The sequence below is a fragment of the Streptomyces sp. NPDC048603 genome, from assembly GCF_043199475.1.
Taxonomy (GTDB): Bacteria; Actinomycetota; Actinomycetes; order Streptomycetales; family Streptomycetaceae; genus Streptomyces.
This window is the reverse complement of the sequence record NZ_JBICVY010000021.1, coordinates 69,567-95,800: the sequence shown is the minus strand read 5'-3', so window position 1 is coordinate 95,800 and position 26,234 is coordinate 69,567. Positions and strand designations below refer to the sequence as shown.

Sequence of the window (26,234 nt, the reverse complement as noted above, 5' to 3'; positions counted from 1 at the left end):
GCCCAGGCACCCGTCGCACTTTTCGTACAAAGCATCAAGAGAAGGACCTCATCATGAGCAACCTCCCCAAGATCGCGTGGATCGGTCTCGGCATCATGGGCTCCCCCATGTCCGAGAACCTGCTGAAGGCCGGCTACTCGGTCACCGGCTTCACCCTTGAGCAGGACAAGCTGGACCGCCTGGCCGCCGCCGGCGGCACCGCGGCCGGCTCGATCGCCGAGGCCGTCGCCGACGCCGACGTCATCATCACGATGGTGCCCGCCTCCCCGCAGGTCGAGGCCATCAACTACGGCCCCGCCGGCATCCTGGAGAACGCCAAGTCCGGCGCGCTCATCATCGACATGTCGTCGATCACCCCGCAGACCTCCGTCGACCTGGCGAAGAACGCCGCCGAGAAGGGCATCCGCGTCATCGACGCCCCGGTGTCCGGCGGCGAGGCCGGCGCCATCGAGGCCGTCCTCTCCATCATGGTGGGTGGCGAGCAGGCCGACTTCGACGCGGCCCTCCCGATCCTCGAGACCCTCGGCAAGGTCATCGTCCTGTGTGGCCCGCACGGCTCCGGCCAGACGGTCAAGGCTGCCAACCAGCTCATCGTCGCGGTCAACATCCAGGCGTGCGCCGAGGCCGTCGTCTTCCTCGAGAAGTCCGGCGTGAACCTCGAGGCGGCCCTGGACGTCCTCAACGGCGGTCTGGCCGGCTCCACCGTCCTGACCCGCAAGAAGGACAACTTCCTGAACCGCGACTTCAAGCCCGGTTTCCGGATCGACCTGCACCACAAGGACATGGGCATCGTCACCGACGCCGCCCGCAACGTCGGTGCGGCCCTCCCGGTCGGCGCGGTCGTCGCCCAGCTGGTCGCCTCGCTGCGCGCCCAGGGTGACGGCGGCCTGGACCACTCGGCCCTGCTGCGCGCCGTCGAGCGCCTCTCCGGCTCGCAGGTCTGAGCGGTCCGAGCGGCCTGAGCGGGCCCACCGGGCCCGCCGCCCCTCCCCGTAAGGGGAACTGAGTTTCCGGATGGTGCCGGCGCTGACACCTGTCCTGTCGCGCCCAGGCGTCGGCACCGTCCGGATCACCTCTTCTCTTCATCTTTCTTCAACAAACTGTTGACGTCGAGTTCGAGCCGAAACTAGGCTCCTCCGCATGGCGGAAAAGGCTTTCCGTCAGCAGTTACCCGCACGGAAGGTCACCATGTCGAAGCGCGTGCTTACGACCGAGTCCGGCGCTCCGGTCGCCGACAACCAGAACTCCGCCACCGCCGGCGTCGGTGGCCCGCTCCTGATCCAGGACCAGCAGCTCCTGGAGAAGCTGGCCCGCTTCAACCGTGAGCGCATCCCGGAGCGTGTCGTGCACGCCCGCGGCTCCGCCGCCTACGGTTACTTCGAGGTGACCGACGACGTCACGCAGTGGACGTCCGCCAAGTTCCTCTCCGAGGTCGGCAAGAAGACCGAGACCTTCCTGCGCTTCTCCACCGTCGCCGACTCCCTCGGTGGCGCGGACGCCGTCCGCGACCCGCGCGGCTTCGCGCTGAAGTTCTACACCGAGGACGGCAACTACGACCTCGTCGGCAACAACACCCCGGTGTTCTTCATCAAGGACCCGATCAAGTTCCCCGACTTCATCCACTCCCAGAAGCGCGACCCCTTCACGGGCAAGCAGGAGGCGGACAACGTCTGGGACTTCTGGGCGCACGCCCCCGAGGCGACGCACCAGATCACCTGGCTGATGGGTGACCGCGGCATCCCGGCCTCCTACCGCCACATGAACGGCTACGGCTCCCACACCTACCAGTGGACCAACGCCGAGGGCGAGGCCTTCTTCGTCAAGTACCACTTCAAGACGAACCAGGGCATCCGCTCCCTCTCCGGCGAGCAGGCCGCCGAGATCGTCGGCAAGGACGCGAACTCGCACCAGACCGACCTGCTGCAGGCCATCGAGCGCGGTGTGAACCCGAGCTGGACCCTGTACGTCCAGGTCATGCCGGCCGCCGAGGCCGCGGACTACCGCTTCAACCCGTTCGACCTCACCAAGGTGTGGCCGCACGCCGACTACCCGCTGCAGCGCGTGGGCCGTCTGGTCCTCGACCGCAACCCGGAGAACGTCTTCGCCGAGGTCGAGCAGTCCGCCTTCTCCCCGAACAACTTCGTCCCGGGCATCACCGCCTCTCCGGACAAGATGCTCCAGGGCCGCCTGTTCGCCTACGCCGACGCCCAGCGCTACCGCCTCGGTGTGAACCACACCCTGCTGCCGGTCAACGCCCCGAAGGCGACCACCGCGCAGAACTACGGCCGCGACGGCGCCATGGCGCTGCGCAACGGCTCGCGCCACGACAAGAACTACGAGCCCAACTCGTACCAGGGTCCGGCCGAGACCGGTCTGGCGCTCGGTGCCCCGAAGGCCGTCTCCGGCTACACCGGCACCCACGCCGCCCCGGCGCACACCAAGGACGACGACTTCTTCCAGGCCGGTGAGCTCTACCGCCTGATGTCGGAGGCCGAGAAGGAGCGCCTGGTGGCGAACATCGCCGGCGGCCTGTCCCAGGTGTCCCGCGAGGACATCATCGAGAAGAACCTGGCTCACTTCCACGCCGCCGACGCCGACTACGGCAAGCGCGTCGAGGAGGCCGTCCGCGCCCTGCGCGACGCCTGAGCCAGTCCCAAGAACGCGCCGGGGGCCTGACGGGAGGTCAGGCCTCGGGTGCCACCCGCTGCCGCGGACCCGGATGAGGGGTGGTTCACGGCAATGGGAGGACGAGGACCGCGGTGGCGTCGAGCCAGTGCGGTGGTAAAGGCCCAGCGGCCCGTCTCTTGACCTGAGGGAGACGAAGCCAAGGTGTCCTGTCGGCGCCACCGCGGTCCCAGCCGTACATCCTGTCCTCTATATACAGGGGCCACGCACAGAAGCCCCTTTGTATGAGGACGGGAACACATACCCCGCCCGGCGGAGCGAACGTCCTGTCGCGCCAGCCTCGCCCCGTCGGGCGGCAACACCTCCCGATCCAGCGCCGAGTCACGGACGGTCCCGTGACTCGGCGCTTTTCTCGTGGCGGGTCCGTATGCCTAAAATGCACCTGCCTGCCTTCGGAGTCCGCCACACCGCGGCCCTCCGGAGGCTTTTTTCATGCCTTCTTCCCCTCATGACTCCTCGTACCGGTCCCTGCTCCGCAACAGGGAGTTCACCGGCCTCTACGCGAGCTTCACGCTGACGGTGGCCGCCGGCACCCTGTCCGGCTTCGCGCTGGGCACCCTCGTCAGCCGGCAGACCCGTTCCCCGTTCCTGACCGCCGTGAGCATGTACGGCGCCACCTTCGCGACCGTGCTCGGCGCCCTGACCCTGATGTCGGTGGCGGACGGGAAGCGCCCCCGGCGGACCCTCCTCGCGCTCCAGGGCCTCTCCCTGGCCGGTGTCGCCGCCCAGGCCGTGCCCGGGCTGCCGCTGACCGCCAGGTTCGCCCTGCTGCTGCTCCTGGGGTTCTTCCAGTCCCTGGCCACCGGCACCCGGATGGGGCTGCTCACCGAGGCCGTACCGGCCTCCGCGTACGTCCCGGCCCGCTCGCTGATGAACGTCACCTCGGGCGGCACGGCGGTGCTCGGCTTCGCCGCGGGCGCCGTACTGCTGGCGCGGACGGGCCCGGAGCAGGTCTTCGCCGTGTCCGCGGCCCTGACGGCGGCAGCCCTGGCCGTGGTGGCGGCCACCGTCCGGGAGCGCACCGTCCGGCCGGCCCACCGACCCGGGCTGCGGCAGACCCGGCGCACCAACGCCGAGCTCTTCGCCCACCCCGCCAGGCGGGTCCTGCTGCTGAACCTGTGGGTGCCGAACGGCCTGGTCGTCGGCTGTGAGGCCCTGTTCCTCTCCTACGCCCCCGAGCACGCCGGCACCCTCCTGGCCGCGGCCTCGGCCGGCATGCTCCTCGGAGACCTGGCCGTGGGACGGCTGCTCACCGCCGATCAGCGCCGCCGCTGCACCTTCGCCCTGCGACTGCTGCTCTCCGTCCCCTTCCTGCTCTTCGCCCTGCACCCGCCCGTGCCGGTGCTCACGGCCGCGGTGTTCCTGTCCTCCGTCGGGTTCGCGGCCACCCTCCCGCTCCAGGAGCAGCTGCTCTCGCTGACCCCCGAGGCCGTACGGGGGCAGGTCCAGGGCGTCGAGTCGGCCGGCCGGATGACCTGGCAGGGGATCGGCGCGGCGCTGGCCGGCGGCCTGGCCCAGTGGACCGGTCCGGGCACCGCCGTCACCGTCCTCGCCGCGGTGTCCGTCACCGTCACCCTCCTGGCCCGGCGCGGGGCCGCGTGACGGCCACCGGGGGCGTTCAGCGCCGAACCGTCACACCGAGCAGGTACGAGGCGGAAGCGGTCGAGGTCGCCGACCGCACCTCGCGGACCGTCACCCACGCATGGCTGCCGTCCCAGGCCAGCAGGCAGAAACTCACCCCGGGCCGGATGTCCCGGGCGTTCAGCGTGGTGATGTAGGCCCCGGCGGTGCGGCAGGTCTCCACCGAGGCCTCCTGCGCACCGTCCATCACCGTCAGCCGGCTGCGGTTGGTCTGCAGGTCACCGCTCGCTGTGAACTCGATCCCCAGCGGGCTGCCCGAGTCCCCGTGCACCACCGCCTTGCCGTCCCTGATGTCCAGGTACCTGTTCACCGGCAGCAGCACGGAGTTCTCGCCGCCCGCCCCCGAGGCCGGCGGAGCGCTCGCGCCGTCCGACGGCGTGGTCGCGGCGCCTGACGGGGTGGTCGTGGACTGCGGGGGCGGGCTCACGGGTGCGCTGCTCGCGGTCCCGGAGGAGGACGGCGTCCCCTTCCCGGCCTTCCCGTCCGAGTCGTCCCATACCCCCAGCAGGAAGGTGATCACGGCCACGAGGGTGCCCAGCACACCTGCCACCGCGGAGATCCAGCCCGCCCGCTCCGAGCTGCTGCGCCGCCTCCGCCTGCGGCCCCTGCCCTGGCCGGGGGCTCCCCCCGTGCCCGCAGGGTCGGGACGAGTGTCCGCCTCCCGTGTGTCCGCCGCGCCCGGAGTCCCGGATTCCGGGCGGCTCACCGGCCCGTCCGTGCCCCCGCCGCCCCCTGACGTACCGGGTACCGATGTGTCCGTCATGGCCCCCCTGCCCCGCTCGTGATGCGTCCGTCAGCGGGCCCCCTACCCCGGAAACCGGGGCGGCCACACGCGACTGCCCCCGCCCCTCCGGGTGGAGGGACGGGGGCAGTCGGTGGTGCGGTGCCGCGGCCGCGTCGGCGGCCGGGCGATCAGACCTTCGGGGGCCTGGATCAGACCTTGAGGGTCTTGATGGCGGTCGGGGCGTGGCCCGGCTCGGTCGCGAGCTCTTCGAACTCGGTGACGTCGCTCATGTCGACCGTCTTGCTCATGGCGATGTTGGTGATGCGCTCCAGGATCGCCTCGACGACGACCGGGACCTGGTGCTCGGCGGCCAGCTTCTTGGCCTGCTCGAACGCCTCGCCCAGCTTCTCCGGGTCGGTGACGCGGATCGCCTTGACGCCCAGGCCCTCGGCGACCTTGACGTGGTCGACGCCGTAGACGCCGATCTCCGGGGTGTTGATGTTCTCGAACTCGAGGTTGACCTCGAAGTTGATGCCGAGACCACCCTGCGCCTGACGGATCAGACCCAGGTAGGCGTTGTTCACGAGGACGTGGACGTAGGGGACCTTGTGCTGGGCGGCGACCGCCAGCTCCTCGATCATGAACTGGAAGTCGTAGTCGCCGGACAGGGCGACGACCGGGACGTCCGGCTGCGCGGTGGCGGCACCGATGGCGGCCGGGATGGTCCAGCCGAGCGGGCCGGCCTGGCCGCAGTTGACCCAGTGGCGCGGCTTGTAGACGTGCAGGAACTGCGCGGCCGCGATCTGGGAGAGACCAATGGTGGTGACGTAGCGGGTCTCCGGGCCGAACGCCTTGTTCATCTCCTCGTAGACGCGCTGCGGCTTCATGGGGATGTTCTCGAAGTGCGTACGGCGCTGCAGGGTGGCCTTGCGCTCCTGCGCCGAGGCGGCCCAGGCGGAGAAGTCGGGGAGCTTGCCCGCGGCCTTCCACTCCTTGGCGATCTCGATGAAGAGCTCCAGGGCGACCTTGGCGTCGGAGGCGATGCCGTAGTCGGGGGCGAAGATCTTGCCGAGCTGGGTGGGCTCGATGTCGACGTGGACGAACTTGCGGCCCTTGGTGTACGCGTCCAGGTTGTAACCGGTGTGACGGTTGGCCCAGCGGTTGCCGATACCGATGACGGTGTCCGACTCGAGGAACGTCGCGTTACCGTAGCGGTGGGCGGTCTGCACACCGACCATGCCGGCGGCCAGCTCGTGGTCGTCCGGGATGGTGCCCCAGCCCATCAGGGTGGAGATGACCGGGATGTTCGTCAGCTCGGCGAACTCGACCAGCAGGTCGGAGGCGTCGGCGTTGATGATGCCGCCACCGGCGACGATCAGCGGACGCTCGGCCTCGAGCAGGAAGCTCAGGGCCTTCTCGGCCTGGGCGCGGGTCGCGGACGGCTTGTAGACCGGCAGCGGCTCGTAGGTCTCCGGGTCGAACTCGATCTCGGTCAGCTGGACGTCGATCGGCAGGTCGATGAGGACCGGGCCGGGACGGCCGGAGCGCATCAGGTGGAAGGCCTGCTGGAAGACGCCCGGGACCTGGGCGGCCTCGAGGACCGTGGTGGCGGCCTTGGTGACCGGCTTGGCGATCGTGGCGATGTCGACGGCCTGGAAGTCCTCCTTGTGGAGCTTCGAGACCGGGGCCTGGCCGGTGATGCACAGGATCGGGATCGAGTCCGCGATCGCGGAGTACAGGCCGGTGATCATGTCGGTGCCGGCCGGGCCGGAGGTACCGATGCAGACACCGATGTTGCCCGCCTGGGCACGGGTGTAGCCCTCGGCCATGTGCGAGGCGCCTTCGACGTGGCGCGCGAGCGTGTGCGCGATGCCGCCCACGTTCTTGAGCTCACGGTAGAAGGGGTTGATCGCCGCGCCGGGCACGCCGAACGCTTGGTCAATTCCCTCGCGCTTGAGGATCTCCACAGCCGCGGCAGCGGCGGTCATACGGGGCATCGGTACTCCTGCGGTCAGGCTGTTTTTCCGGGGGTTTCCGTAATCCGGAAGTTTTGTTCTGCTATACGAAACAAGCTAAGGGGCCCCCTCCCCACACGTCAAGGCGCGAAGGCACCTCGGAACCCACCAAATGCCGCCTTTCGCTCCGTGACTTGCACGAAAACCCGGGCTCTGCCACCCGGACGGCCACTGGTGGTGGAGCATGGACCTACGCACAGCGACGGTCCGGTACCGTCCGGGATCTGGGAGGGGTGCGAGCACGGATGGCGGAAGCGGTCCCGGTGCGCTGCCCGGCATGTCTGCGCGAGAACGGGTACACCGCGCCGGTCTTCCCGTGCGCCTGCGGGAGCCCGGTGGTCCCTCCGCTGGACCTCACCCGCGGCGCCCAGCCGCTGACGCACCGCACCTGGGTCGACACCTGGGTGGCGATCCGCTGCGGGAACTGCGGCCGGGAGAGCGAATGGCCGGCGCCGGAGGTGGGCTGCGGCGGATGCGGGACGGTCGCCCTGCTGCCCGTCCAGCCGCTGCGGGCCGACGTGACCGTCGCGGAGTCCGGTGCGCCCGGCCCGGCCGCCCCTCCGCCGCCCGGGACGCCGTCCGTGCCGGTGCCGCGGCCGGCGTTCCGGCCGGTCACCATCCGTACGGCCCGCGACGCGGTCGCCACGGCCGCGCTCTACCTGCGCTGGCTCGGCTTCCGCGACGTACGGCAGCCGGACGCGCGGCCGCTGCCCTCGGCGGCGGTCGACCTGCGGGCGCCCGGGCTCGTCGCCCAGGTGGACCCGACGACCTCCCCGACCGGTCTGCGGGCGGTGGAGTGCGTCTGGCTGAACGGCCTGACGCACTCGGCGGCCAGCGTGTACTTCGCCCTGGCCGGCTATACGGACGAGGCGCGGGCCCGCGCGGACGAGCTGGGCATACCGCTGTTCGTCATGGACCTCACCGGGATGCCGCAGCCGGTGAACGACCCTGCGGACGTGCTGTACGCGACGGGGGCGTGAGGCGGTCGGGCACGTGGGGCGGGCGGGCCCGGCGGGCACAGGGGGCCCGGCGGGCACAGGGGGCCCGGCGGGCACAGGGGGCCGGCGCGACCACCGGGCATGATCGCCTATGGTTCGGGGGAATTCCCCCCGGCCGCCCGGCCGCTTCTTCTGCCGAGGAGACGTCTTGAGCACCCTGTACGACATCCCGCTGGTCACCCTGGACGACGAGCCGACCACCCTGGCGCCGTACAAGGGGAAGGTGATCCTGCTCGTCAACACCGCCTCGCAGTGCGGGCTCACCCCGCAGTACTCGGGTCTGGCGCGGCTGCAGTTCAAGTACGCCGAGAAGGGCTTCACGGTGATCGGCGTCCCGTGCAACCAGTTCGGCGAGCAGGAGCCGGGCACGGCCGAGGACATCCAGACCTTCTGCGCCGCCGGCTTCGGCGTCACCTTCCCGATGCTGGAGAAGTCCGAGGTCAACGGCGAGAACCGGCACCCGCTGTTCCAGGAGCTCGTGAAGACCCCGGACGCCGACGGCGAGGCCGGTGACATCAAGTGGAACTTCGAGAAGTTCCTGATCTCGCCGGCGGGCGAGGTCGTGGGGCGCTTCCGCCCGACCACCGAGCCGGAGTCCGCCGAGGTCATCGCCGCGATCGAGGCGCACCTTCCGGGCTGAGTGCCCCACCGGCGGTCGGCCCCCACCGGCGGTCGGCGCCCATGGGCGTCCGGACCGCCGGTGACCCCGGTAGCCCCCGTAGCCCGAGTGCCCGGCTCAGTTCACCTGCCGGTCCCGCCCGGACCAGTACGGCTCGCGGAGCCTGAACTTCTGGATCTTGCCGGTGGCGGTGCGCGGGATGGTCTCGCGGAACTCGACCGTGGTCGGCGCCTTGTAGCCGGCCATGCGCGCCTTGCAGTGCGCGATGATGTCGGCCTCCTCGGCCTTCACGCCCTCGACCAGGACGACCAGGGCCTTGACCGTCTCCCCCCACTTCTCGTGCGGGACTCCGATGACGGCGACCTCGGCGACCGCCGGATGGCTGAAGATGGTGTCCTCCACCTCGATCGAGGAGACGTTCTCGCCTCCGGTGATGATCACGTCCTTCTTCCGGTCGGAGATCGTCAGGTGCCCGTCGGCCTCGTCGACCGTGCCGCCGTCTCCGGTGTGGAACCAGCCGTCCACCATGGCCTCCGCCGTCTCCTCGGGCTTGTCCCAGTACCCGTCGAGCACCACGTTCGAGCGGGCCAGGACCTCACCCGAGGCGGAGACCTTCATCTTGACCCCGAGCGCCGGCAGCCCGGCCCGGGACAGCCTGCGCGCCCGGTCCTCCGCCGGCAGCGCGGCGTCGGCCGGCCGGGTCCGGTTGAAGGTCAGCAGCGGGGAGGTCTCGGTCAGGCCGTAGATCTGGGTGAACTCCCAGCCCAGCTCCTCCTCCACCCGCTGGATCATCCGGCTCGGCGGCGGGGCCCCCGCACAGACGATCCGCACCCGGTCGCGGCCCGGGACCGCTCCCTCCCAGGACCCGGCCGCGGCCAGCACCGCGTTCCACACCGCGGGGGCACCGCACATCAGCGTGACCCCGTGCTCCTCGACCCGGCGCAGGATCTCGGCGCCGTCGACCTTGCGCAGCACCACCTGCTTCACGCCCAGGCCGGCCATCACGTAGGGCATGCCCCAGCCGTTGCAGTGGAACATCGGCAGGGTGTGCAGGTAGACGTCGCGTTCCCACACGCGGGTGTGCAGGCCGAAGGTCAGCCCGTTGACCCAGATGTTGCGGTGGGTCAGCTGCACCCCCTTCGGGCGGGCCGTGGTCCCCGAGGTGTAGTTGATCGTCGCGGTGGCGTCCTCGTCCGGGCGGGCCCAGGGGCGCGGCTCCACCCCGAAGCGCATCAGCCCGGACTCGGTCCCCTCGCCGAGCACGAACCGGTGGCGGGCGCCGATTCCGGAGAGGGCCGGTTCGAGCTCGGGGTCGACGAGGAGGACCGAGGCGCCGGACTGCCGGACCACGTACTCCACTTCCTGCGGACTGAGGCGGAAGTTGACGGGTACGCAGATCCGCCCGCTCATCGGCACCGCGAACAGCAGCTCCAGCAGTCGCGCCGAGTTGTGGCTGACCACCGCCACCCGTTCGCCCTCGCCGACCCCCAGGGCGTCCAGGCCCGCCTGCCAGGCCCGGACCCGCTCGCCCAGCCGTCCGTAGGTGGCCGCCGGTACCGGCGGTGCCGGCTGGTCGGGTTCGTCGATCACCCCCGGGCTCGACGCGAAGCCGAGCTCGGCCCGGTCCAGGAAGTCGGCAACAGTCATGGGTACCCGCATACGTGTCTCTCCTGAGTCCGGAGCGATGAGAACGGCGGAACAGCCGGAACCATCGTGCCCAACGGGACGCACGCGTCACCAGTGCCGCGTCAGTCAGCCCGGCATTGACGGGAACGTCAGCGGGCGACGGTCCCGAACCGGACGGCGGTCCGCCCCGCACCGGTCATGCCGGCGAGCAGCGCCTCCCCCTCGGCAACGATCTCCTCGGCCCGTCCCCTCCCCGCCCGCTCGAACAACTCCACGGTGAGCTCGGCCCGCCCGTCCCCCGCCGGCTCCTCGTCGAGCCGCCACAGCCCGGCCAGGAATCCGTCGACGAGCAGCGTGCAGTAGGCCTGGTTGCCCTTCCACATACGCCCCTTGTGGCCGGCGGGTACGACGCGGGTGCGGTCGGCGTGGGAGAGGAGCAGGTTGTCGAACTCGGGCAGGAAACGCGGTGGGGCCGGAGTGTCCTCGTCGGGCCGCGGCGCGCCGGGCAGGTCGAACAGCTCGGTGCCGGCCTCGTCACGGAAGGAGACGAGCCGCGGCCGCAGCCGTTCGAAGACCTCCTTCAGCCGGGTGATCCCCGCCCAGGTCTGCATGTCCTTGACGGAAGCGGGCCCGAAGGCATTCAGATACCGCAGCACGACACCCTCGACACCCTCGACACCCTCGACAGCCCCTACAACCCCGACAGCCCCCTCCTCCCTGCCCTCTGTCGCTACGGTGGCCTCCCCCAGCCACTGCTCCAGTGGCGCCAGCCGGACCTGGCCGCTACGCCCCCACAGGCCCCGCGGTGTCACCTGGACCAGCGGCAGCCGGCAGCGGGCGGCGACCGAAAGGGCCTGCGGATCGGCCTCGGGCCAGTGCACGGCCAGCGCCGCGCGGATCTCCGCCATGGTCCGCGGCCGCTCGCCGACCAGCTCCCGCGCGATCACGGCCAGCCGGTCCAGGTCGACACCGACAAGCCCCTTCCGAAAGTAGGCGACCTCCCGGTCCCGGGCCGGCTGGACCAGGGCCCGGAGGGCCACCGCGTCCTCGGCGGTGTGGGTGTGGATGGTGGAACGCATGGTGACCATGCGCACCACCTGCCGGGACTCCATCAGCCCGGAGAGCTGCTCGGGCCGGAAGCCGTCGAGCCGGGCGTGCAGCTGGAAGTACGGCGGCTTCACGTTCTGCGCCTGGAGCCCGACGAGATGGGCCACGGCATCACGGGCGGACATCCCGGACCTCCGCAGGAGCAGCTGCCGGGCGAGGGTGGCGCGGTTCAGCGCGCGGGGACCGAGTACCGGATTCGTCCTGGAGGCCATACCCGAAACGCTACCGACCATTGCGGTCGGCATCTGTCCTCAATGCCCGGAATCCCGGAAAGCCTGCCGCCCCCCGGCCCCGTATCCTGCTGCTGCGTACAGCAAGGCAGAACGAGGGAGATCCCGCAGGGAAGGAACCGGGCAGCAATGTCGGAGCGCCGAGAGCACCGCCCCGCGACGCCGAACGGAAAGCGGACGGCGTGGCGCCGCCCCGCGCCCCCCGCTGCCACACCCCCGGCACCGTCGGCCGAGACCTCGCCCGCCGATCCCGACCTCACCAGCGTGATCGACTCCGCCGTCTACCGCGACGGCCGGCGGGTCGCCTCCCCCACCACCCTCGCGGAGACCTTCCGCGTGCTCCGCGAAACCCGGGGCGGTATGGCCTGGATCGGCCTGCACCGCCCCACCGAGCCGGAACTCCACTCCCTCGCGGGCGAGTTCGACCTCCACCCGCTGGCCGTCGAGGACGCCCTGGAGGCCCACCAGCGCCCCAAGCTGGAACGCTACGGCGACACCCTGTTCGTCGTCCTCCGCGCCGCCCGCTATCTGGACGCCCCTGAGGAGGTCGAGTTCGGCGAACTCCACGTGTTCCTCGGCCCGGACTTCCTCATCACGGTCCGGCACGGCGCCGCCCCGGACCTCTCCGCGGTCCGCCGCCGCATGGAGGATTCCCCGGACCTCCTCTCCCTGGGCCCGGAGGCCGTCCTCTACGCCATCCTCGACGCGGTGGTGGACGGCTACGCCCCGGTCGTCGCGGGCGTCCAGAACGACATGGACGAGATCGAGACCGAGGTCTTCCGCGGCGACCCCGAGGTATCCCGCCGCATCTACGAACTCTCCCGCGAGATGGTCGAGTTCCAACGCGCCACCCGCCCCCTGGTCGGCATGCTCCACGGCCTGATGGCCGGCTTCGCCAAGTACGGCACGGACGAGGAACTCCAGCGCTACCTCCGCGACGTGGCCGACCACGTCACCCACACCAGCGAACGCGTGGACGGCTTCCGCCAGGCCCTCACCGAAATCCTCACGGTCAACGCCACCCTCGTCTCCCAACAGCAGAACGCCGAAATGCGCGCCCTGGCCGAAGCCGGCTTCGAACAGAACGAAGAAATCAAGAAGATCTCTGCCTGGGCAGCCATCCTGTTTGCACCCACCTTGGTGGGAACGATCTACGGCATGAACTTCGCGACCATGCCGGAGCTGAAGTGGGCGGCCGGCTACCCCTTCGCGATCCTGCTGATGGCGGCGGTCTGCGTGAGCCTGTACGTGATCTTCAAGAAGCGCGACTGGCTATAGCCAGTACGTCAGGATGATTGACCAACTTGGCTATCGCGAACGTCCAGAAGTGCCCTGCCGAGCCCCCCGCCGGAACCTCTGGCGCGCACCTGCTTGGGGCCGGCCATTTCGCGTTCGTGGAAGGTCTCGACAACACCAGCTGGTTGGACCGCACCTTGCGCACCGTGACGATCAACCCGGACATCGCGTTTCCTGGCAGGGTCGCCGCCCGGGCTGCGAAAGCCCCTGGCCACCCCGCTGCCCGGAAAATCCTGCCGACCCTCGTTGACAGCCTTGTGCACGCCGCGGATTACCGGATGGCTGGCGTCGTCCAACAGGCTCAGGCCGTTCTGGAAGCCTCCGAAGCGGGCAGCGAAGGCCGCGCCGACCTCGGGCAGGCACTCGCCCGGCACGCCGACGACGTTGAGGCCGCCACCGCGGAGTGACAACCTCACCGTGTCGTGGGCCTGGGGTGATCCCGTGGGTACTGGAATGATGTTGGGCTGGTGACCGGGTGTCTCTTCGATGGCGGGCATCGTTGTGTCCGTCGTTCGGGGGAAGACCGAGGGCCGGTCCCTCCTGCTGGTACCGGCCCCGCTGTTTGGTATTCCGCGTGCCAACGCAGGTGGTGCCGGTGTTCCAGTACAGCATGCTGGTGCAGCCAGTAGCCGTCCCAGACCGACCTCCTCGAAGAACTCGCTGGCGTCCGCCGCCTCGATCTCGACAAGCTGCGTGACCGTGAGGTCCTGGGTACGCGCCCCACACCCGCCCTCCCGGCCGAAGCGCCACCCGGCCGACCGTCTCACTCCCTCTCCTCGGCGACACTGACGCCGCCGAACGCCCAACCAACATCAGTCGACCGTGCGGTGCTTCCGTCCCGCAGCCCAGAATGCGGATATCTCCAATGATGTGATCCGCAATCAGCTTTGATGGCACCACCGGGTTCAGCGCCCGGCAGGTACACACAGGGATGTGCCTGGGGGAACGAGGGGAACAGCCATCACAACGACGCACGACACCGCGGGCGGCGACTTCCGAGACATCGTGATCGCACTTACGCGACGGCGGATCGAGATCTACCAGAGCGCTGGCGAGGAGTGGCGGTTCGCCGAAAGTCTGAAGTCCGTCAGCGAGGACACCGCCCAAGAGTACGAGGGGCGCACTGTGCTCGAACTCGTCCAGAACGGGCACGACGCACTCGGCGGTGACCGTCCGGGGCGCATCTCCGTCCTAGCAGTCTCCGAGGAGACCGGCGGCGTCCTGTACGTCGCCAACGAAGGTGCCGCCTTCGGCGAGAAGAACTTCCGTGCCATCACCGAGGTAGCTCTATCGAGCAAGACAGCAGGCGAGGGAATCGGGAACAAGGGGCTCGGATTCCGTAGTGTGCTGCAGCTGACGGACTGGCCAGAGATCTATTCGAAGGCCTCCCCAAGCTCCCCGGTCTTCGACGGCTACTGCTTCCGGTTCGCGCGCCCCGAGGACGTCCACGCCCTGGTAAAGGATCCGGCTCTCGCGTCCCGGGTGATCGAAGACATCTCTCCCCTCGCGCTGCCCGTGCCGGCCGACGTCACGGATCCCCTACTCAAGGAGCTGGCAGCGGAGGGGTTCTCTACGGTTGTACGCCTGCCGCTGCGGGACACACACTCATGGGAACTCGCCGTCGCACAGATGAGCGACATGGTGGACGGCGAGGCGCCCCTCCTGCTCTTCCTCGACCGGGTGGCCGCACTGGTCGTAGAGGTTCGCGACGACTCCCCGGATGCATTCACACACGTCCTGTCGCGTTCTGAGCGTACCTCGGGGCTCGTCGCGACCCACGACACCGACTGGGTCACGGAAGTCGACCTCGCCGGGGCCGGCCGCTACCTGTTGGCGCGCCGCTCTCTGGAGGCCGCCGCCCTGCGCGATGCGGTCAGCCGCAGTGTACGAGCCCGGCAGATCGACTCCGCCTGGGAGAACTGGAACGCTGAAGCGTGGGTAGCAGTGGCCCTCCGGCTGGACACCCAAATTCCGCACGGCCGCATGTACACGTTCCTCCCCATGGCCGCTGCCGTCCGGTCCCCCTTCCCCGGTCATGTCCACGCCCCCTTCTTCACAAAACTGGCACGACTCGACATCAGCGAGTCGGTGGCCCTCAACGACCACCTCCTCACGCAGGTCGCAGCCCTGACGGTGGAACTGAGCCGGCGCATTCGCTCGGAGGCACCGCACCTTGTAGCCGCCGACCTCGTCGTAGACCTCGTCAGTTGGGACGTGCCGCACCGGCTGAACGCAGCTCTGGACGGGAAGCTCGACACCGAACCGGTCGTCCCGCTGCACGGTCAGGTGGCCTGGGGTTCCCTCAGGGATTCCTATGCGTGGCCGGAGGGAAAGCGCCCCTGGCGGGTACTGACCGCAGACGCACTCGCCGAGGCAGGGGCGCCCCTGCTCGGCACCTCTGTCGGCCCCGTCCGCCAAACGCGACTCGACAAGCTGTGCAGGACACTCCTGTCCACACCGTTCCGGGCACCGGCACAGCTGACGGCCGAATGGGTGGAACGCGTGGCCACGACGCTGCCGCGCGAGGACGAGATGACCGCCGGCCCTCTGTGGGGCGACTTCTACGGCGACATCGCCGTCGCCTTCGCGAGGGATCCGGAAGCCCTCCGCGGACGCCGCATCCTTCTCGATCAGAGCATGCGACTGCGAAGCACCCTCAACGGCGTGACCGACTCGCCCCAGAAGGGCGAGATCGTCTTCTTCTACCCCGACACGACAGGCGGCAACTCCGCGACCCAGGTCCCCAGCGACCTGAAGGCTCTGCGGCGTCGCATCGCCTTCACCCACCCGGCGATCGCCTGGGACGTCCTCGGGCGCGACTTCCTTCAGCGCCACCGGCTCGTGCGCCACTACGAGTCGGACCGGGTTTTCGACGCGTTGCAGGACCTACTGTCCGAGCATATTTCCGATGCGCTCAGCCGCGATGTGCTCACGTTCGCCTTCCGGCAGTACCCGGTCCTCACCGAGGCCCAGAGAAAGCGGCTGCCCCGTATTCCCTTCCGGGTCCCGCTGGCCACCAACGTCTGGGGCAAGGCGGTGCAGTGCTCGTTCCCGCCCACCTGGGGCACTGAGGGAGCGTTGAAGTTCGACAGCTTCCTCAACGAAGGAGGCACCCGGATTCCTGCCCTGGCCTCTCAGAGGGACTCGTGGATCAGCGGGCCGGATGACTGGCCCATTCCCCTCCAGGACAGGACCAGCTGGGTCGAGTTCCTCAAGGCCTTGGGTGTGTGCGACGGCCTTCGGCCGACCCGCGTGGGCGAGAGGATCAAGCCTTGCTACGGCAACGACCTGGGGCCCTCGCGCCTCGCGGTCCGGTTTGGACTGGGGGACCGCGTCGCCGCCGCCTGGGTCGCCGACGTCCAAACACGATGGACCAGGTTCGCCCACCCATGGACGCCCTACGAGTTCACGCGGGCACCTGTCCATCTCACTGGGGGAAGCGAGGCCGCCGCGCTGACCGATGCCGCACGGCGTGAGTTTGCAGAACTGCTCATCCACGGGCTCCGCACCTGGGGTCAAGAGATGTTTTCATTCTCCGTACACAGGCCCACGTATTCCTTCAAGGACGAAAACGTGTGGCCGACTCCTCTCGCCTCATTCCTCCGGGACCTGGACTGGCTCCCGGTCGAGCACTCGAGCGGCCCCGTCTTCACAGCTCCCCGCCAGGCGTGGTTCAGCACCGACGGTGAACTCCCCGCCTTCATCCCCGCGCTGCCGTTGTCGATTCGACGGCTCCTCGCCGACAAGGTGGTCGCCGAGCGCCTTCTCCATCTCGGCCTGCGCAGATGGGACGATCCGCAGCACGCAGGGGCGGCGGTGCGTCAGCTCGGGGTCGTGCTCGGCAAGGGCGAAGTCCCCGAATACCTCAGTGTCTCCTTCAAGCGCCACTATGAGCGGGCTTGGTCACAGGTTGCCCAGACGGGAGTCTGGCCATGGGCACCCGGAGAGGACGTCCAGCTGGCCGTTAGCCGGACCAACGCCCTGGGCACCCTGATGTCCTCCGCCGCCTCCGTTGGTGTAGACACTCTCTACGTCCGCGACCAGGAGGACCCCCTCAAGGAGGCGCTCATCGAGCTGGCGGGTCACCCCGTCCTCGTCGCCCCCGCGGAACACGGTGGGGTGATCGTCCAGATGGCCGAACGAAACAAGCTCAGGGTGGAGCGCACGTCTGCCACCCACGTTCAGGTCAGGCACAGCGACGGCGTCCCGATCACCCCCGCCGGAGAGGCTGCTGCACTCGTCCAAGGCAGGGAATGGCTGGTCACCGTCGTCGCACTCGCGATGGAACTGAAGTCCGGAGCATTCGTACGACGCAGCGAACGGGGCGTACGCGCCGCACTCGAGCGGCTACGCACCATCCGCGTCGTTCAGGCCGACGATGTGGAGATTGCCATTGCAGGTACCCCGACCGAACCCCCGTCGACCACCCGGGCGCTTCCGCTGCCTGACGAAGACCACCCCACCGTGGTGGTCTGGAGGAGTACCGAGGGCTGGGACGAGCTCCAAGCGGCGACGCCCGCCGTCGCCCAACTCCTCGGCCGCCCCTGGCTGCAGGACGCCCTCGAGCTCATCCTGGTGAAACTTGAGCGGTACTTCAACGGCCACCTGCCCAGCCAGATCGACGACAGTGCCCTCGCCCATGCCCTGGACACGACCGAGGCGAAGGTCACCGAGATCAGGCGCCACCTCACTGACGACGTGCAGGAAGCCATACGGCTGATCCGTCCCGTGCTGGCCTGCGTCGCTGCTTCCAGCTGGGACGAGGAGGCAGAGCACCTGCTGGCTCGCGCCGCGAACGACTCCGAACTCCGAACGATCGTCGAACGGTACGCACCAGACCTGCCCATCCCGTCGGACGACCTCGTCGCTCTGGCCCGCACCTCCACCACGCCCGCCGAACTCCGCGACGAACTGCGCCTCGATTTCAGGCAGTTCAACACCGCACTCGCCATGCTCGGCCCCGGATACTCCCCCTACACCTACCCAGAACGCCACGAACAGGCCTTCGGTGACTTCGTACGCGCCCACACCGACGCACTTGTCGAACGATTGCGCGAGCGCTATGCCGTCATAGTCGAGGAGGACGGCGACTTCTCTCCCTACGTGGCGGCCCGCGGGCTCCATAGCCTCAGCCCAGACAGGGACTGGCTGGACCTTTACATGACTCCGCCGCTCGAGGTGATGCGCGCCAAGGCACAGGAGTGGCTACGCAGGCACGGTGCCGAAGACGACTTGGACAGGCCGGGACTCCTCCAACCCCTTGGTGTGCTTCGCGAGCTCAACGCTGCGGCGATCTCCGCTCTCGTGGGGCGACTGATCCCGCTCGTCCACGCGTGGTGTCATCAGCATGGTGTCGAGGCTCCCGCCGGGTGGCGCAACGCCGTACTAATGGAGTCCAAGAACGGCATCGACAAGACCGGACTGAGCGACCTGGTGGAGCTGAACGAGGAACGGCTTCTCGATGCCGTGCAACACGCAGTCGGGTGGCCGGACGGCATGCCGAAGACTACGGAACTTGCCCGATTGGGCCTGACCCAGGCGCATCTGGCCCACGCGACCAAGCGGACCCAGGGCTCTGGCGGTCCGAGCAGCATTCCGCCGCGCACGATCACCATCGGGGACGACGAGGTCACAGTGGGACGCGACCATCTCTCCGTCATCGCGGACCTCGCGGCAAGGACGATCGGCGAGACCTTCCTAGCCCAGAGTGGCAGGGTGCGCCTGGACTCCGTGGTCGACGTGCCACGACCGCGCACCGGCCAGGGTTCCCGGAAGCCGCGCATTGTCGTGGCAAAGATGACTCAGACCAACGAGGACCAGCGATCGGCCATCGGCCTCGTCGGAGAAGTGGCGGCCCGCGCATGGCTCCAGCGCCGGTATGGCAACGTGCGCTGGACATCCGGGTACGCCGCGGTCCTCAACGGCGCTGGCGAAGCGTCCGACGCCCTTGGGTACGACTTCGAAGTCGAGTGGCGCGACACGAGCCGGTTCTTCGAGGTGAAGGCCCTCAGCGAACCCGCCGCCGATCGAGTTGAGTTCGAGTTCGGACCCTCCGAGCTGGAAACAGCCCGCCGCCACGCGCGTGGAAGTCGCTACCGCATTCTGCTCATCACCTCCGCCCTCGCCCCCTTGGACCGCAGGGTCTTCGAGCTGCCGAACCCCTTCTCCGCACAGGGCCGTGACCGGTTCAGGATCGCGAGCCGAGGGTTGCGCTACCAGTGCTCCCCGCTGGGAGGGGGTTAGACCGAATCCTGTGGAGGACTACGCCGTCTCCTGGCAGTCGGGCAACACAGGTAACCTCCTCAGCTCTCAGATGTTGGCGGCACGCCTGCACCGTGCCGCCCGTTTCTGGCGCCGTAACGAGCTAGCGAGGCGCACCCTCGAACACCGTGCCAAGCACCGCATCGACTGCCGCGCGGCCCTTGCCTCCGGCCTCGGGCATGAGACGGGCGTACCCCATGCCCGTTATCACGAGGCCCCGGCGGCACAGACAGCGCCAAGTGCGCGCACCGATGTTGGGGTTCTGGAGCCGCGCAGCATTGTCTGGCGGCTGTCACCCTCACAACCACGCAACTTGCCAACGGATTAGATGCTTCAAGGCCGACGGTTTAACGTGTCAGACAGTCAGCGGCAGACCCTTCCTAGACGCGTCAAGGCGCAGCAAGTCACCCAGCAGAATGTCCCAGGCTCCTGCCGGAAACCCCGGCGGCGGTCGTGGGACCTCCCCGGCACCTACGTGCACTCGCGGGGCGACTGGCAGTCGGAGGAGAGCTCGGCGGTCGGGGATCGCCGCTGTTACGGACCCCTCCTTCCCTCAGTTGCCCACCGATCGAGGTGCAGCTGGCCGACACCATGGAAGCGCCTGGCGTGGGGACGTTAGGATCACGGCCTCCTTCGCGAGCCGCTCACGGCTCCATCCTCTGGCCTCTCGGTGGGCGCGTAATTGCTCGGCCAGGTTCCGGGCCCTGTCGTGATCCGGTGTGTACTCAAGAGACGGCGCAGCCATGGGCCGGCGTCCAGCCGAGAACCCTCGCCCGGGTAGAGAGCGGCGGCGCGATCCAGCCAGGTTTCTTCACCATCGGCGCCTTGGCCGCGGCCCTGGAAGTCTCCCTGGACGACCTCTTCTGTCCGCCCAGACTCGCACCTGGACTGTGGTCCGCCGGCTACGAAGGTCGGGACATCAGTTCCTTCGTCGCCTCCCTCGTCGAGAGCCGAATCGACGTCGTGGCCGACGTCCGGCTGACCCCGATCAGCCGCAAGGCAGGCTTCAGCAAGACCCGCCTCGGACACGCACTCGCCGAGGCTGGCATCGAGTACACACACTTCCGCGCCCTGGGGAACCCCAAGGACAACAGGGCACCATTCTGGGATGGCCGCCTCAGCGTGGGCCGGGCCCGCTTCCGCAGCCTGCTGCGGTCAGACGCTGCCCAGGCGGACCTGGACCACCTGACCGAGCGGGCGAGTCGTTGCCGCGTAGCCGTGCTGTGCTTCGAACAGGACGAAAGCCGCTGCCACCGCCATGTGGTGCTGACTGCGATCCGCAAGCGCATCGACGTAACTGTGATGCCGTTGGCCTGACTTCGCCCCTCCGCCCTACACGCACCCTTGCCCAAGGCGACGGCCTCCCGTCCAATCTGACGAAGTGTTGGGCGAAGGGGGCGCCGTGACCGGAGCATGGCAGCGCGCACGCATCATGATCACTGTCAAGACCTATCCCGAACTGTCCACCAAGTACCGGGAGACCAGCTGCGTCGCCGGCATACGACTGGACCAGGATGAACCACAGCACGTACGGCTCTTCCCGATCCCCTTCCGGCTGCTGGCTGAGGAAGCACAGTTCGCCAAGTACTCGGTCGTCGAGGTCGACGTCCGGACACATCAGGGCGACCGACGCCCGGAGAGCCTGCGTCCGAACCTCGACACGCTTAAGGTGCTCGACCGGATACCGCCCTCCCCCGGCTGGCGGCAGCGGTACGCACGCGTGGAGCCGCTGGTCGCACCCTCACTATGCGCCATCAAACGAGACCAGGAGACGAACCGGACCTCACTCGGCGTCTTCCGTCCGGCTGAGATCACAGGCTTCCGGCTCGCCCCCGCTGAGCCTTGGCCCGCCTCCAAAACCGCCATGGCCGATCAGATGGACCTTCTGGACCAGGGCCTCCGACACCTGGAGTGGGTCCCCTTGGAATTCCGCTACCGTTTCCGCTACGCGGACGATAACTGCCCCAGCCACGACATGGCCCTCAGGGACTGGGAGACTGGCGAGTCCTACCGGAAGTTCCTACGCAAGTACGGTGAGGCCGACGTCCTCGAGAAGCTACGTGAGTGCTGGTACGAGCGCATGGTGACGCCGAAGCGCGCCGTACACCTCTTCGTCGGCAACATCGCCGCCCATCCCAGGACCTTCATGCTGCTCGGCCTCTTCTACCCCGAACGATCGGTGGTCGCGGGCGGGATCCAGGAGGGCTTGTTCTCCCTGTAACGAGCTGTCGCACCCAACCGCGAGCACCGCCGGAGCAAGCCGCGGCCTGGCCTGCTCCTACCCCGCTGCCACTACGTCGCATAGCCTGTCATGACGCGCAGCTCACGGTCCCGACCAGCGGCGATCCCCCTTCCGGGGCGGCCTCCACTGGGGAGAATGAAGCCCTGTTGGGGAGCGGTTGGGGAGGATCGACCGCATCAACCGGACGTACGGAGAAGGGGCCAGAAAGGCGGATCATCGCAGGTCAGAGCACCTAATCAGTCGGTTTCCGCAGGTCAGCAGCTTGAAGGCTAGGACTTCAAGAAGATCTCGGCCTGGGCCGCCAGCCCTTCGCGATCCTGCTGATGGCGGCGGTCTGCGTGAGCCTGTACGTCATCTTCAAGAAGCGCGACTGGCTATAGCCGGCCCAGCGTCCTCGCTCCCGTGAACGCCAAGAACCGTCAGACCTCCTGCGGAGAATCAGGTCAGCCCGGAAGACCAGCATCGCCACGAGACCACTCACTTGCGCGATGCGGTCTCAGCTCCGTCCTTGGAAGGCGTCTTGGGAGCGACCCTCACGAGTTCCAATCTCGGCTCCTCCGCCGGCGCCCTCACCGGGCGCCTTGTCGGTGTCGGTGAAGTTCGTGGCGGCGATCCACTCGGCAGGTGGTCTTGCCGGAGAGGCCGCCCCCGGTGGGTGGCCGGCTGCGTGCTCAGGGAGTGACCCGGCCGGGCTGTGGGGTGAGCCTGGAGTGTGGACGGGTCCCGGTGAAGCGGCCGTGCGGCGTCGGCTATGACGCTCCGCATGTGGCCAGTGCGGTTCGCGCCAGTGCGCGCAGCCAGGTGTGGGCGTGGTCGGTGTCGTAGCGCTGGTGCCATGACAGGTACACCGGTGCCGAGGGGAGTTCGAGCGGCAGGGGGAGTACGGCCAGGCCCAGGCCGGCGGCCGCGGTGCGTGTGGTGATCTCGGGGACGGTGATCAGGAGGTCGGTGCCGCGCGCGAACTCCAGCGCGGCTGCTTCCGTGGGGGCGGCCGCCACCACGCGGCGGGTGAGGCCGAGCCGAGTGAGGGCGTCGTCGACGGCGTTGCTGAGGTTTCCGCGTCGCGAGACGGTGACGTGTTCGGCGGCGGCGTACTGCTGTGCGGTGACGGTTCGGGCGCGGGTGAGGGGGTGTCCCTGCCTCACGACGGCGACGAGGCGGGTCTCGCCCACGTGCTCGGCGCGGATGTCGGGTGCGCTCGGGCGATTGGCGTTCGCCTCCAGATCGACCTCGCCGCGTCGCAGTTCGGGGGTGTCGGTGCTCGATTCCGCGACGAAGCGCAGTCGCACGCCGGGCGCCTGTCCGCGTACGGCCGCGAGCAGTGCGGGGCCGCTGAGGGCGACCAGGGAATCGTGCCAGCGGAGTGTGAAGGTGCGTTCCAGCGTTGCCGGATCGAGTTCACGGCTCGGTGCCAGCACACCCCGGACCTGGTGCAGCAGCTCGTGCACCTGTTCCCGGACGGCGATCGCATAGGGCGTCGGGGTCATGGTGCGGCCGGTGCGCACCAGGATCTGGTCCCCGGTGGTGCGCCGGATACGGCCCAGACTCCGGCTCATCGCGGGGGCGGTGACGTGCAGGCGTGCGGCCGCCCCGGCCACGCTGCCTTCCTCCAGCAGCGCGTCGAGCGCGGTGAGCAGATTCAAATCCAATTGCATGGGAGTAATCCCAGCCGTGCTTGACATGCATTTGATGTTAATGGAGGGGGTGCGTAGCGTCGTCACCACGGCGCAGGACGGAGCGCACGGCCTGGCCGAAATCCTCTTCATCACCCCTTGCTCAGACGGGAGTTCCACCATGTCCGAAACGCTTCAGAGCACTGACGTCACCGTCACCGTCCCCGTCTCCGACGCCGACCTGCTCGACCAGACCGCGGCCGCCGTGCGTAAGGCCGGTTCGGCACTGCGCGAGCGGTTCGGCGAGGTGGTCCCCTACCAGACCCGCGAAGAGCTGATGAGTGCGCTCGCCGCCAACGACGACACGGCCCTCGGCATCCTGCGCCCCCGCCTCACGAGCCTGCGCCCGGACGCCGGATGGGTGGAGGACGAGCTGGACGGCGGGGCGCTGCCGTCCGGCGAGTGGTGGGTCGTGGATCCGGCCGAGGGCAACGTCAACCACCTGCACGCCCTGCCCGAATGGGCGGTGACGGCCACCCTCGTGCGCGACAACCAGCCGGTGCTCACCGCGGTCCACCTGCCGCTGACCGGCCAGACCTACACCGCGCTCACCGGCGCGGGCGCCCACCTCGACGGCCGGCCCCTGCACGTCTCCCGGACCGCGGACCTCGGCCTGAGCGTCGTGGCCACCAGCCAGGCCCGGCCCGACGAGGACGAGAACGTCGTCCGGCGCGTCGGCTCCTCGATCACCGCGATGCTCTTCGGCGCACTCGTCGTCCGCGTCGCCGTGCCCGCGACCCTGCACCTGCTGAACGTGGCCGCCGGCCGGCTCGACGCCTTCTGGCAGTTCGCCGGCGCCCGCGCGGACCTGCTGCCCGGCGCGCTCCTCGTCACCGAGGCCGGCGGACGGATCTCCGACGCCGAGGGCCGCCCCTGGACCCCGAAGAGCGCCGGCTTCCTGGCCGCCGCACCCGGCGTCCACACCCAGGCCGTCGCCACCCTTTCACGCTGACCGAACACCACCCACCCGCACACACGACAAGGGACCACACCCTCATGACCGCCATCGCAGTACTCGGAAACGGCCGTGTCGGCGGCAAGCTGGCCGCCGCCCTCACCCGCGCGGGGCACGAGGTGACCGTCGCGGACCGCACACCGGGCGCCGCCGCCGACGCCGCCCGACGCGCCCGGATCGTCATCAACGCCACCCCGGGCGCCGGCTCCCTGGAACGGCTCGCCGCCCTGCGCGACGAACTGCGCGGCACCCTCCTCGTCGACGTCTCCAACGCCACCACCGACGGGCCGGACGGCCTGCCCGCCGACCTGCTCTACCCCGGCTCGAGCCTCGCCGAGCAACTCCACGAAGCACTCCCGGAAACACATGTCGTCAAGACCCTCAACACCATGCTCTTCCCGGTGATGACCGCCCCGGCCGCGCTCACCCAGACGCCCACCGTGTACCTCTCCGGCGAGGACCCCGGGGCCAAGCGGACCGTCCGCGAACTCCTCACCGACCTCGGCTGGCACGACGAATGGATCACCGACCTCGGCGGGATCCGGACCGCCCGAGCAACGGAGGCCGCGATCCTGTTCGTACCCCACGTGATCCGCTCCAGCGGATTCGCCCCCTTCGCGATCTCGATCACCCGCTGACCGGACCCCGCACCCCAAGCTCCGGCAGGCCCGGGCCCTCGTACTCACCGGATTCTCCCCAGCCGCGGCCGTCCCCGAAGGAACATCGCCGCTGGTTGATGCGGTTCAGCCCAGGGCGGCGGTACGGGCGAGGCGCTGGGCCTCGTGCCGGGTGGAGCGCGCGATCGCGTCCTCGTCGGCGGTCAGCAACCGCCCGTTCTCGACGATCTGACGCCCGTTCACGAACGACGCGGTGACCGGGGCCGCGGCGCCGAAGACGAGGGCCGTGACCGGGTCGGCGATGGAGGCGTGGGCGAGGGTGTCCAGCTTCCACAGCACCAGGTCGGCGAGCTTGCCGGGCTCCAGGGAGCCGGTCTGGTCGGCGCGGCCGAGGACCTGGGCACCGCCGTAGGTGCCCAGACGCAGGGCCTGGCGGGCGTTGAGAGCGGCCTCGCGGTGGGCTCCGAGACGGTTGATGAGCAGCGCGTTGCGCAGTTCGGTGTGGAGCTCGCCCGACTCGTTGGAGGCGGTGCCGTCGACGCCGAGGCCGACCGGCACGCCCGCCGTGAGCATGTCGGGGACGCGGGCGATACCGGCGGCGAGCCGTGCGTTGGACGAGGGGCAGTGGGCGACGCCCGTCCCCGTACGGGCGAAGGCGGCGATGTCGGAGTCGTTCATGTGGACGCAGTGGGCCATCCACACGTCCTCACCGAGCCAGCCCGTCGACTCGAAGTAGTCGGTGGGACCCATGCCGAACAGTTCGTGGCAGAACTTCTCCTCCTCCATGGTCTCCGAGCCGTGGGTGTGCATCCGCACCCCGAGGCGGCGGGCGAGTTCGGCGCCCTGGCGGAGCAGTTCGGTGGAGACGGAGAAGGGGGAACAGGGGGCGACCGCGATCTGGGTCATCGAGTCGAAGGAGGCGTCGTGGTGCTTCCTGACGGTCTCCTCGGTGGCGGCGAGGGCATCGTCCAGCGTCTCGACGGCGAAGTCCGGCGGCAGGCCGCCGTCCTTCTCGCTGCGGTCCATGGAGCCGCGCGCGAGGGTGAAGCGGACGCCCATGTCGCGGGCGGCGCCGATGATGGCGCCGGACAGGTCACCGGAGCCGTGCGGAAAGACGTAGTGGTGGTCCATCGCGGTGGTGACGCCGCCACGGGCCATCATCGCGAGGGAGCCCTGGGCCGCCGCGTACACCATCTCCTCATCGATGCGCGCCCAGGTGGGGTAGAGGGCGACGAGCCAGTTGAAGAGGTTGTGGTCGGTCGCGAGGCCGCGGGTGATCCACTGGTAGAAGTGATGGTGGGTGTTGATCAGGCCCGGGGTGACGAGGTGGCCGGTGGCGTCGATGCGCCGCACCACGTCCGTGAGACCTTCAGGAGCCTTGCCCAGGCCGACCGACTCGATCCTGTTGCCCGCGATGACGACGTGGCCCGAGGCGTACTCGGTGTCCAGGGCGTCGACGGTCGCGATCGCACAGTTCTCGATCACGGTGCGCCGGGCTGCTGACGATGGTGCCATGACGGTGTGTCCTTCTTCTTCGGATGTTCG

General features: G+C 69.3%; 18 protein-coding genes. 12 read left to right on the top strand and 6 right to left on the bottom strand.

All coding sequences use genetic code 11. The features are described from left to right. Positions 1–53 precede the first annotated feature (53 nt). From ACGFQ9_RS35980 to ACGFQ9_RS35970, 3 genes are all read left to right on the top strand, one after another. Positions 54–944: a 2-hydroxy-3-oxopropionate reductase gene (locus tag ACGFQ9_RS35980; RefSeq protein WP_393579858.1), complete on the top strand. Its 891-nt coding sequence runs from the start codon at positions 54–56 to the stop codon at positions 942–944. 244 nt (positions 945–1,188) lie between these two features. Beyond that, positions 1,189–2,646: a catalase gene (locus ACGFQ9_RS35975; RefSeq protein WP_393579857.1), complete on the top strand. Its 1,458-nt coding sequence runs from the start codon at positions 1,189–1,191 to the stop codon at positions 2,644–2,646. Between the two features lie 471 nt (positions 2,647–3,117). Next, positions 3,118–4,287 carry an MFS transporter gene (locus tag ACGFQ9_RS35970; protein WP_393579856.1) on the top strand — a complete coding sequence of 390 codons (1,170 nt, stop codon included), beginning with the start codon at positions 3,118–3,120 and terminating at the stop codon, positions 4,285–4,287. 16 nt (positions 4,288–4,303) lie between these two features. Here the strand turns inward: ACGFQ9_RS35970 and ACGFQ9_RS35965 are convergent, their stop codons facing one another. Both ACGFQ9_RS35965 and gcl read right to left on the bottom strand, forming a co-directional pair. Then, positions 4,304–4,876 carry a hypothetical protein gene (locus ACGFQ9_RS35965; RefSeq protein ID WP_393579855.1) on the bottom strand — a complete coding sequence of 191 codons (573 nt, stop codon included), beginning with the start codon at positions 4,874–4,876 and terminating at the stop codon, positions 4,304–4,306. A 383-nt stretch (positions 4,877–5,259) separates the two neighbouring features. Further along, positions 5,260–7,047 (bottom strand): glyoxylate carboligase, encoded by a 1,788-nt coding sequence (gcl, locus tag ACGFQ9_RS35960; protein WP_393579853.1) that lies wholly within the window; start codon positions 7,045–7,047, stop codon positions 5,260–5,262. Positions 7,048–7,310: 263 nt separating this feature from the next. Here gcl and ACGFQ9_RS35955 point away from each other — a divergent pair, with 263 nt between their 5' ends. Both ACGFQ9_RS35955 and ACGFQ9_RS35950 read left to right on the top strand, forming a co-directional pair. Then, complete coding sequence (locus ACGFQ9_RS35955) at positions 7,311–8,045, top strand: hypothetical protein (protein ID WP_393579852.1); 735 nt, start codon at positions 7,311–7,313, stop codon at positions 8,043–8,045. A gap of 166 nt (positions 8,046–8,211) precedes the next feature. Next, positions 8,212–8,703, top strand: coding sequence for a glutathione peroxidase (locus ACGFQ9_RS35950; protein WP_393579850.1), 492 nt, complete (start codon positions 8,212–8,214; stop codon positions 8,701–8,703). 96 nt (positions 8,704–8,799) lie between these two features. On the opposite strand, the gene ACGFQ9_RS35945 is transcribed toward ACGFQ9_RS35950, so the two are convergent. Further along, complete coding sequence (locus ACGFQ9_RS35945; protein ID WP_393579849.1) at positions 8,800–10,341, bottom strand: AMP-binding protein; 1,542 nt, start codon at positions 10,339–10,341, stop codon at positions 8,800–8,802. A 116-nt stretch (positions 10,342–10,457) separates the two neighbouring features. Continuing rightward, entirely contained in the window at positions 10,458–11,627 is a 1,170-nt protein-coding gene (locus ACGFQ9_RS35940) for a winged helix DNA-binding domain-containing protein (protein ID WP_393579847.1), read from the bottom strand. Positions 11,628–11,774: 147 nt separating this feature from the next. Here ACGFQ9_RS35940 and ACGFQ9_RS35935 point away from each other — a divergent pair, with 147 nt between their 5' ends. The 5 genes from ACGFQ9_RS35935 (at position 11,775) to ACGFQ9_RS35915 (ending at position 21,423) form a co-directional block, all read left to right on the top strand. After that, positions 11,775–12,923: a magnesium and cobalt transport protein CorA gene (locus tag ACGFQ9_RS35935; protein ID WP_393579846.1), complete on the top strand. Its 1,149-nt coding sequence runs from the start codon at positions 11,775–11,777 to the stop codon at positions 12,921–12,923. A 26-nt stretch (positions 12,924–12,949) separates the two neighbouring features. Further along, on the top strand, positions 12,950–13,348 hold the full coding sequence (locus ACGFQ9_RS35930; protein ID WP_393579845.1) for a hypothetical protein: 399 nt from the start codon (positions 12,950–12,952) through the stop codon (positions 13,346–13,348). 526 nt (positions 13,349–13,874) lie between these two features. Beyond that, the gene (locus ACGFQ9_RS35925; RefSeq protein WP_393579844.1) at positions 13,875–19,184 is read left to right on the top strand and encodes a sacsin N-terminal ATP-binding-like domain-containing protein; all 5,310 of its coding nucleotides are present in this window, start codon (positions 13,875–13,877) and stop codon (positions 19,182–19,184) included. A 735-nt stretch (positions 19,185–19,919) separates the two neighbouring features. Next, positions 19,920–20,519, top strand: a complete 600-nt coding sequence (locus tag ACGFQ9_RS35920; protein ID WP_393579842.1) for a DUF488 family protein — start codon at positions 19,920–19,922, stop codon at positions 20,517–20,519. A 115-nt stretch (positions 20,520–20,634) separates the two neighbouring features. Further along, positions 20,635–21,423 (top strand): hypothetical protein, encoded by a 789-nt coding sequence (locus ACGFQ9_RS35915; protein WP_393579879.1) that lies wholly within the window; start codon positions 20,635–20,637, stop codon positions 21,421–21,423. A 770-nt stretch (positions 21,424–22,193) separates the two neighbouring features. Here the strand turns inward: ACGFQ9_RS35915 and ACGFQ9_RS35910 are convergent. Continuing rightward, entirely contained in the window at positions 22,194–23,099 is a 906-nt protein-coding gene (locus ACGFQ9_RS35910; protein ID WP_393579841.1) for a LysR family transcriptional regulator, read from the bottom strand. Positions 23,100–23,238: 139 nt separating this feature from the next. Here ACGFQ9_RS35910 and ACGFQ9_RS35905 point away from each other — a divergent pair, with 139 nt between their 5' ends. Continuing rightward, positions 23,239–24,069: a 3'(2'),5'-bisphosphate nucleotidase CysQ gene (locus tag ACGFQ9_RS35905; protein WP_393579840.1), complete on the top strand. Its 831-nt coding sequence runs from the start codon at positions 23,239–23,241 to the stop codon at positions 24,067–24,069. Between the two features lie 44 nt (positions 24,070–24,113). Continuing rightward, on the top strand, positions 24,114–24,710 hold the full coding sequence (locus tag ACGFQ9_RS35900) for an NADPH-dependent F420 reductase (protein WP_393579839.1): 597 nt from the start codon (positions 24,114–24,116) through the stop codon (positions 24,708–24,710). 105 nt (positions 24,711–24,815) lie between these two features. Here ACGFQ9_RS35900 and ACGFQ9_RS35895 read toward each other — a convergent pair whose 3' ends face one another. Next, entirely contained in the window at positions 24,816–26,204 is a 1,389-nt protein-coding gene (locus ACGFQ9_RS35895; RefSeq protein ID WP_393579837.1) for an 8-oxoguanine deaminase, read from the bottom strand. Between the last annotated feature and the right edge of the window lie 30 nt (positions 26,205–26,234).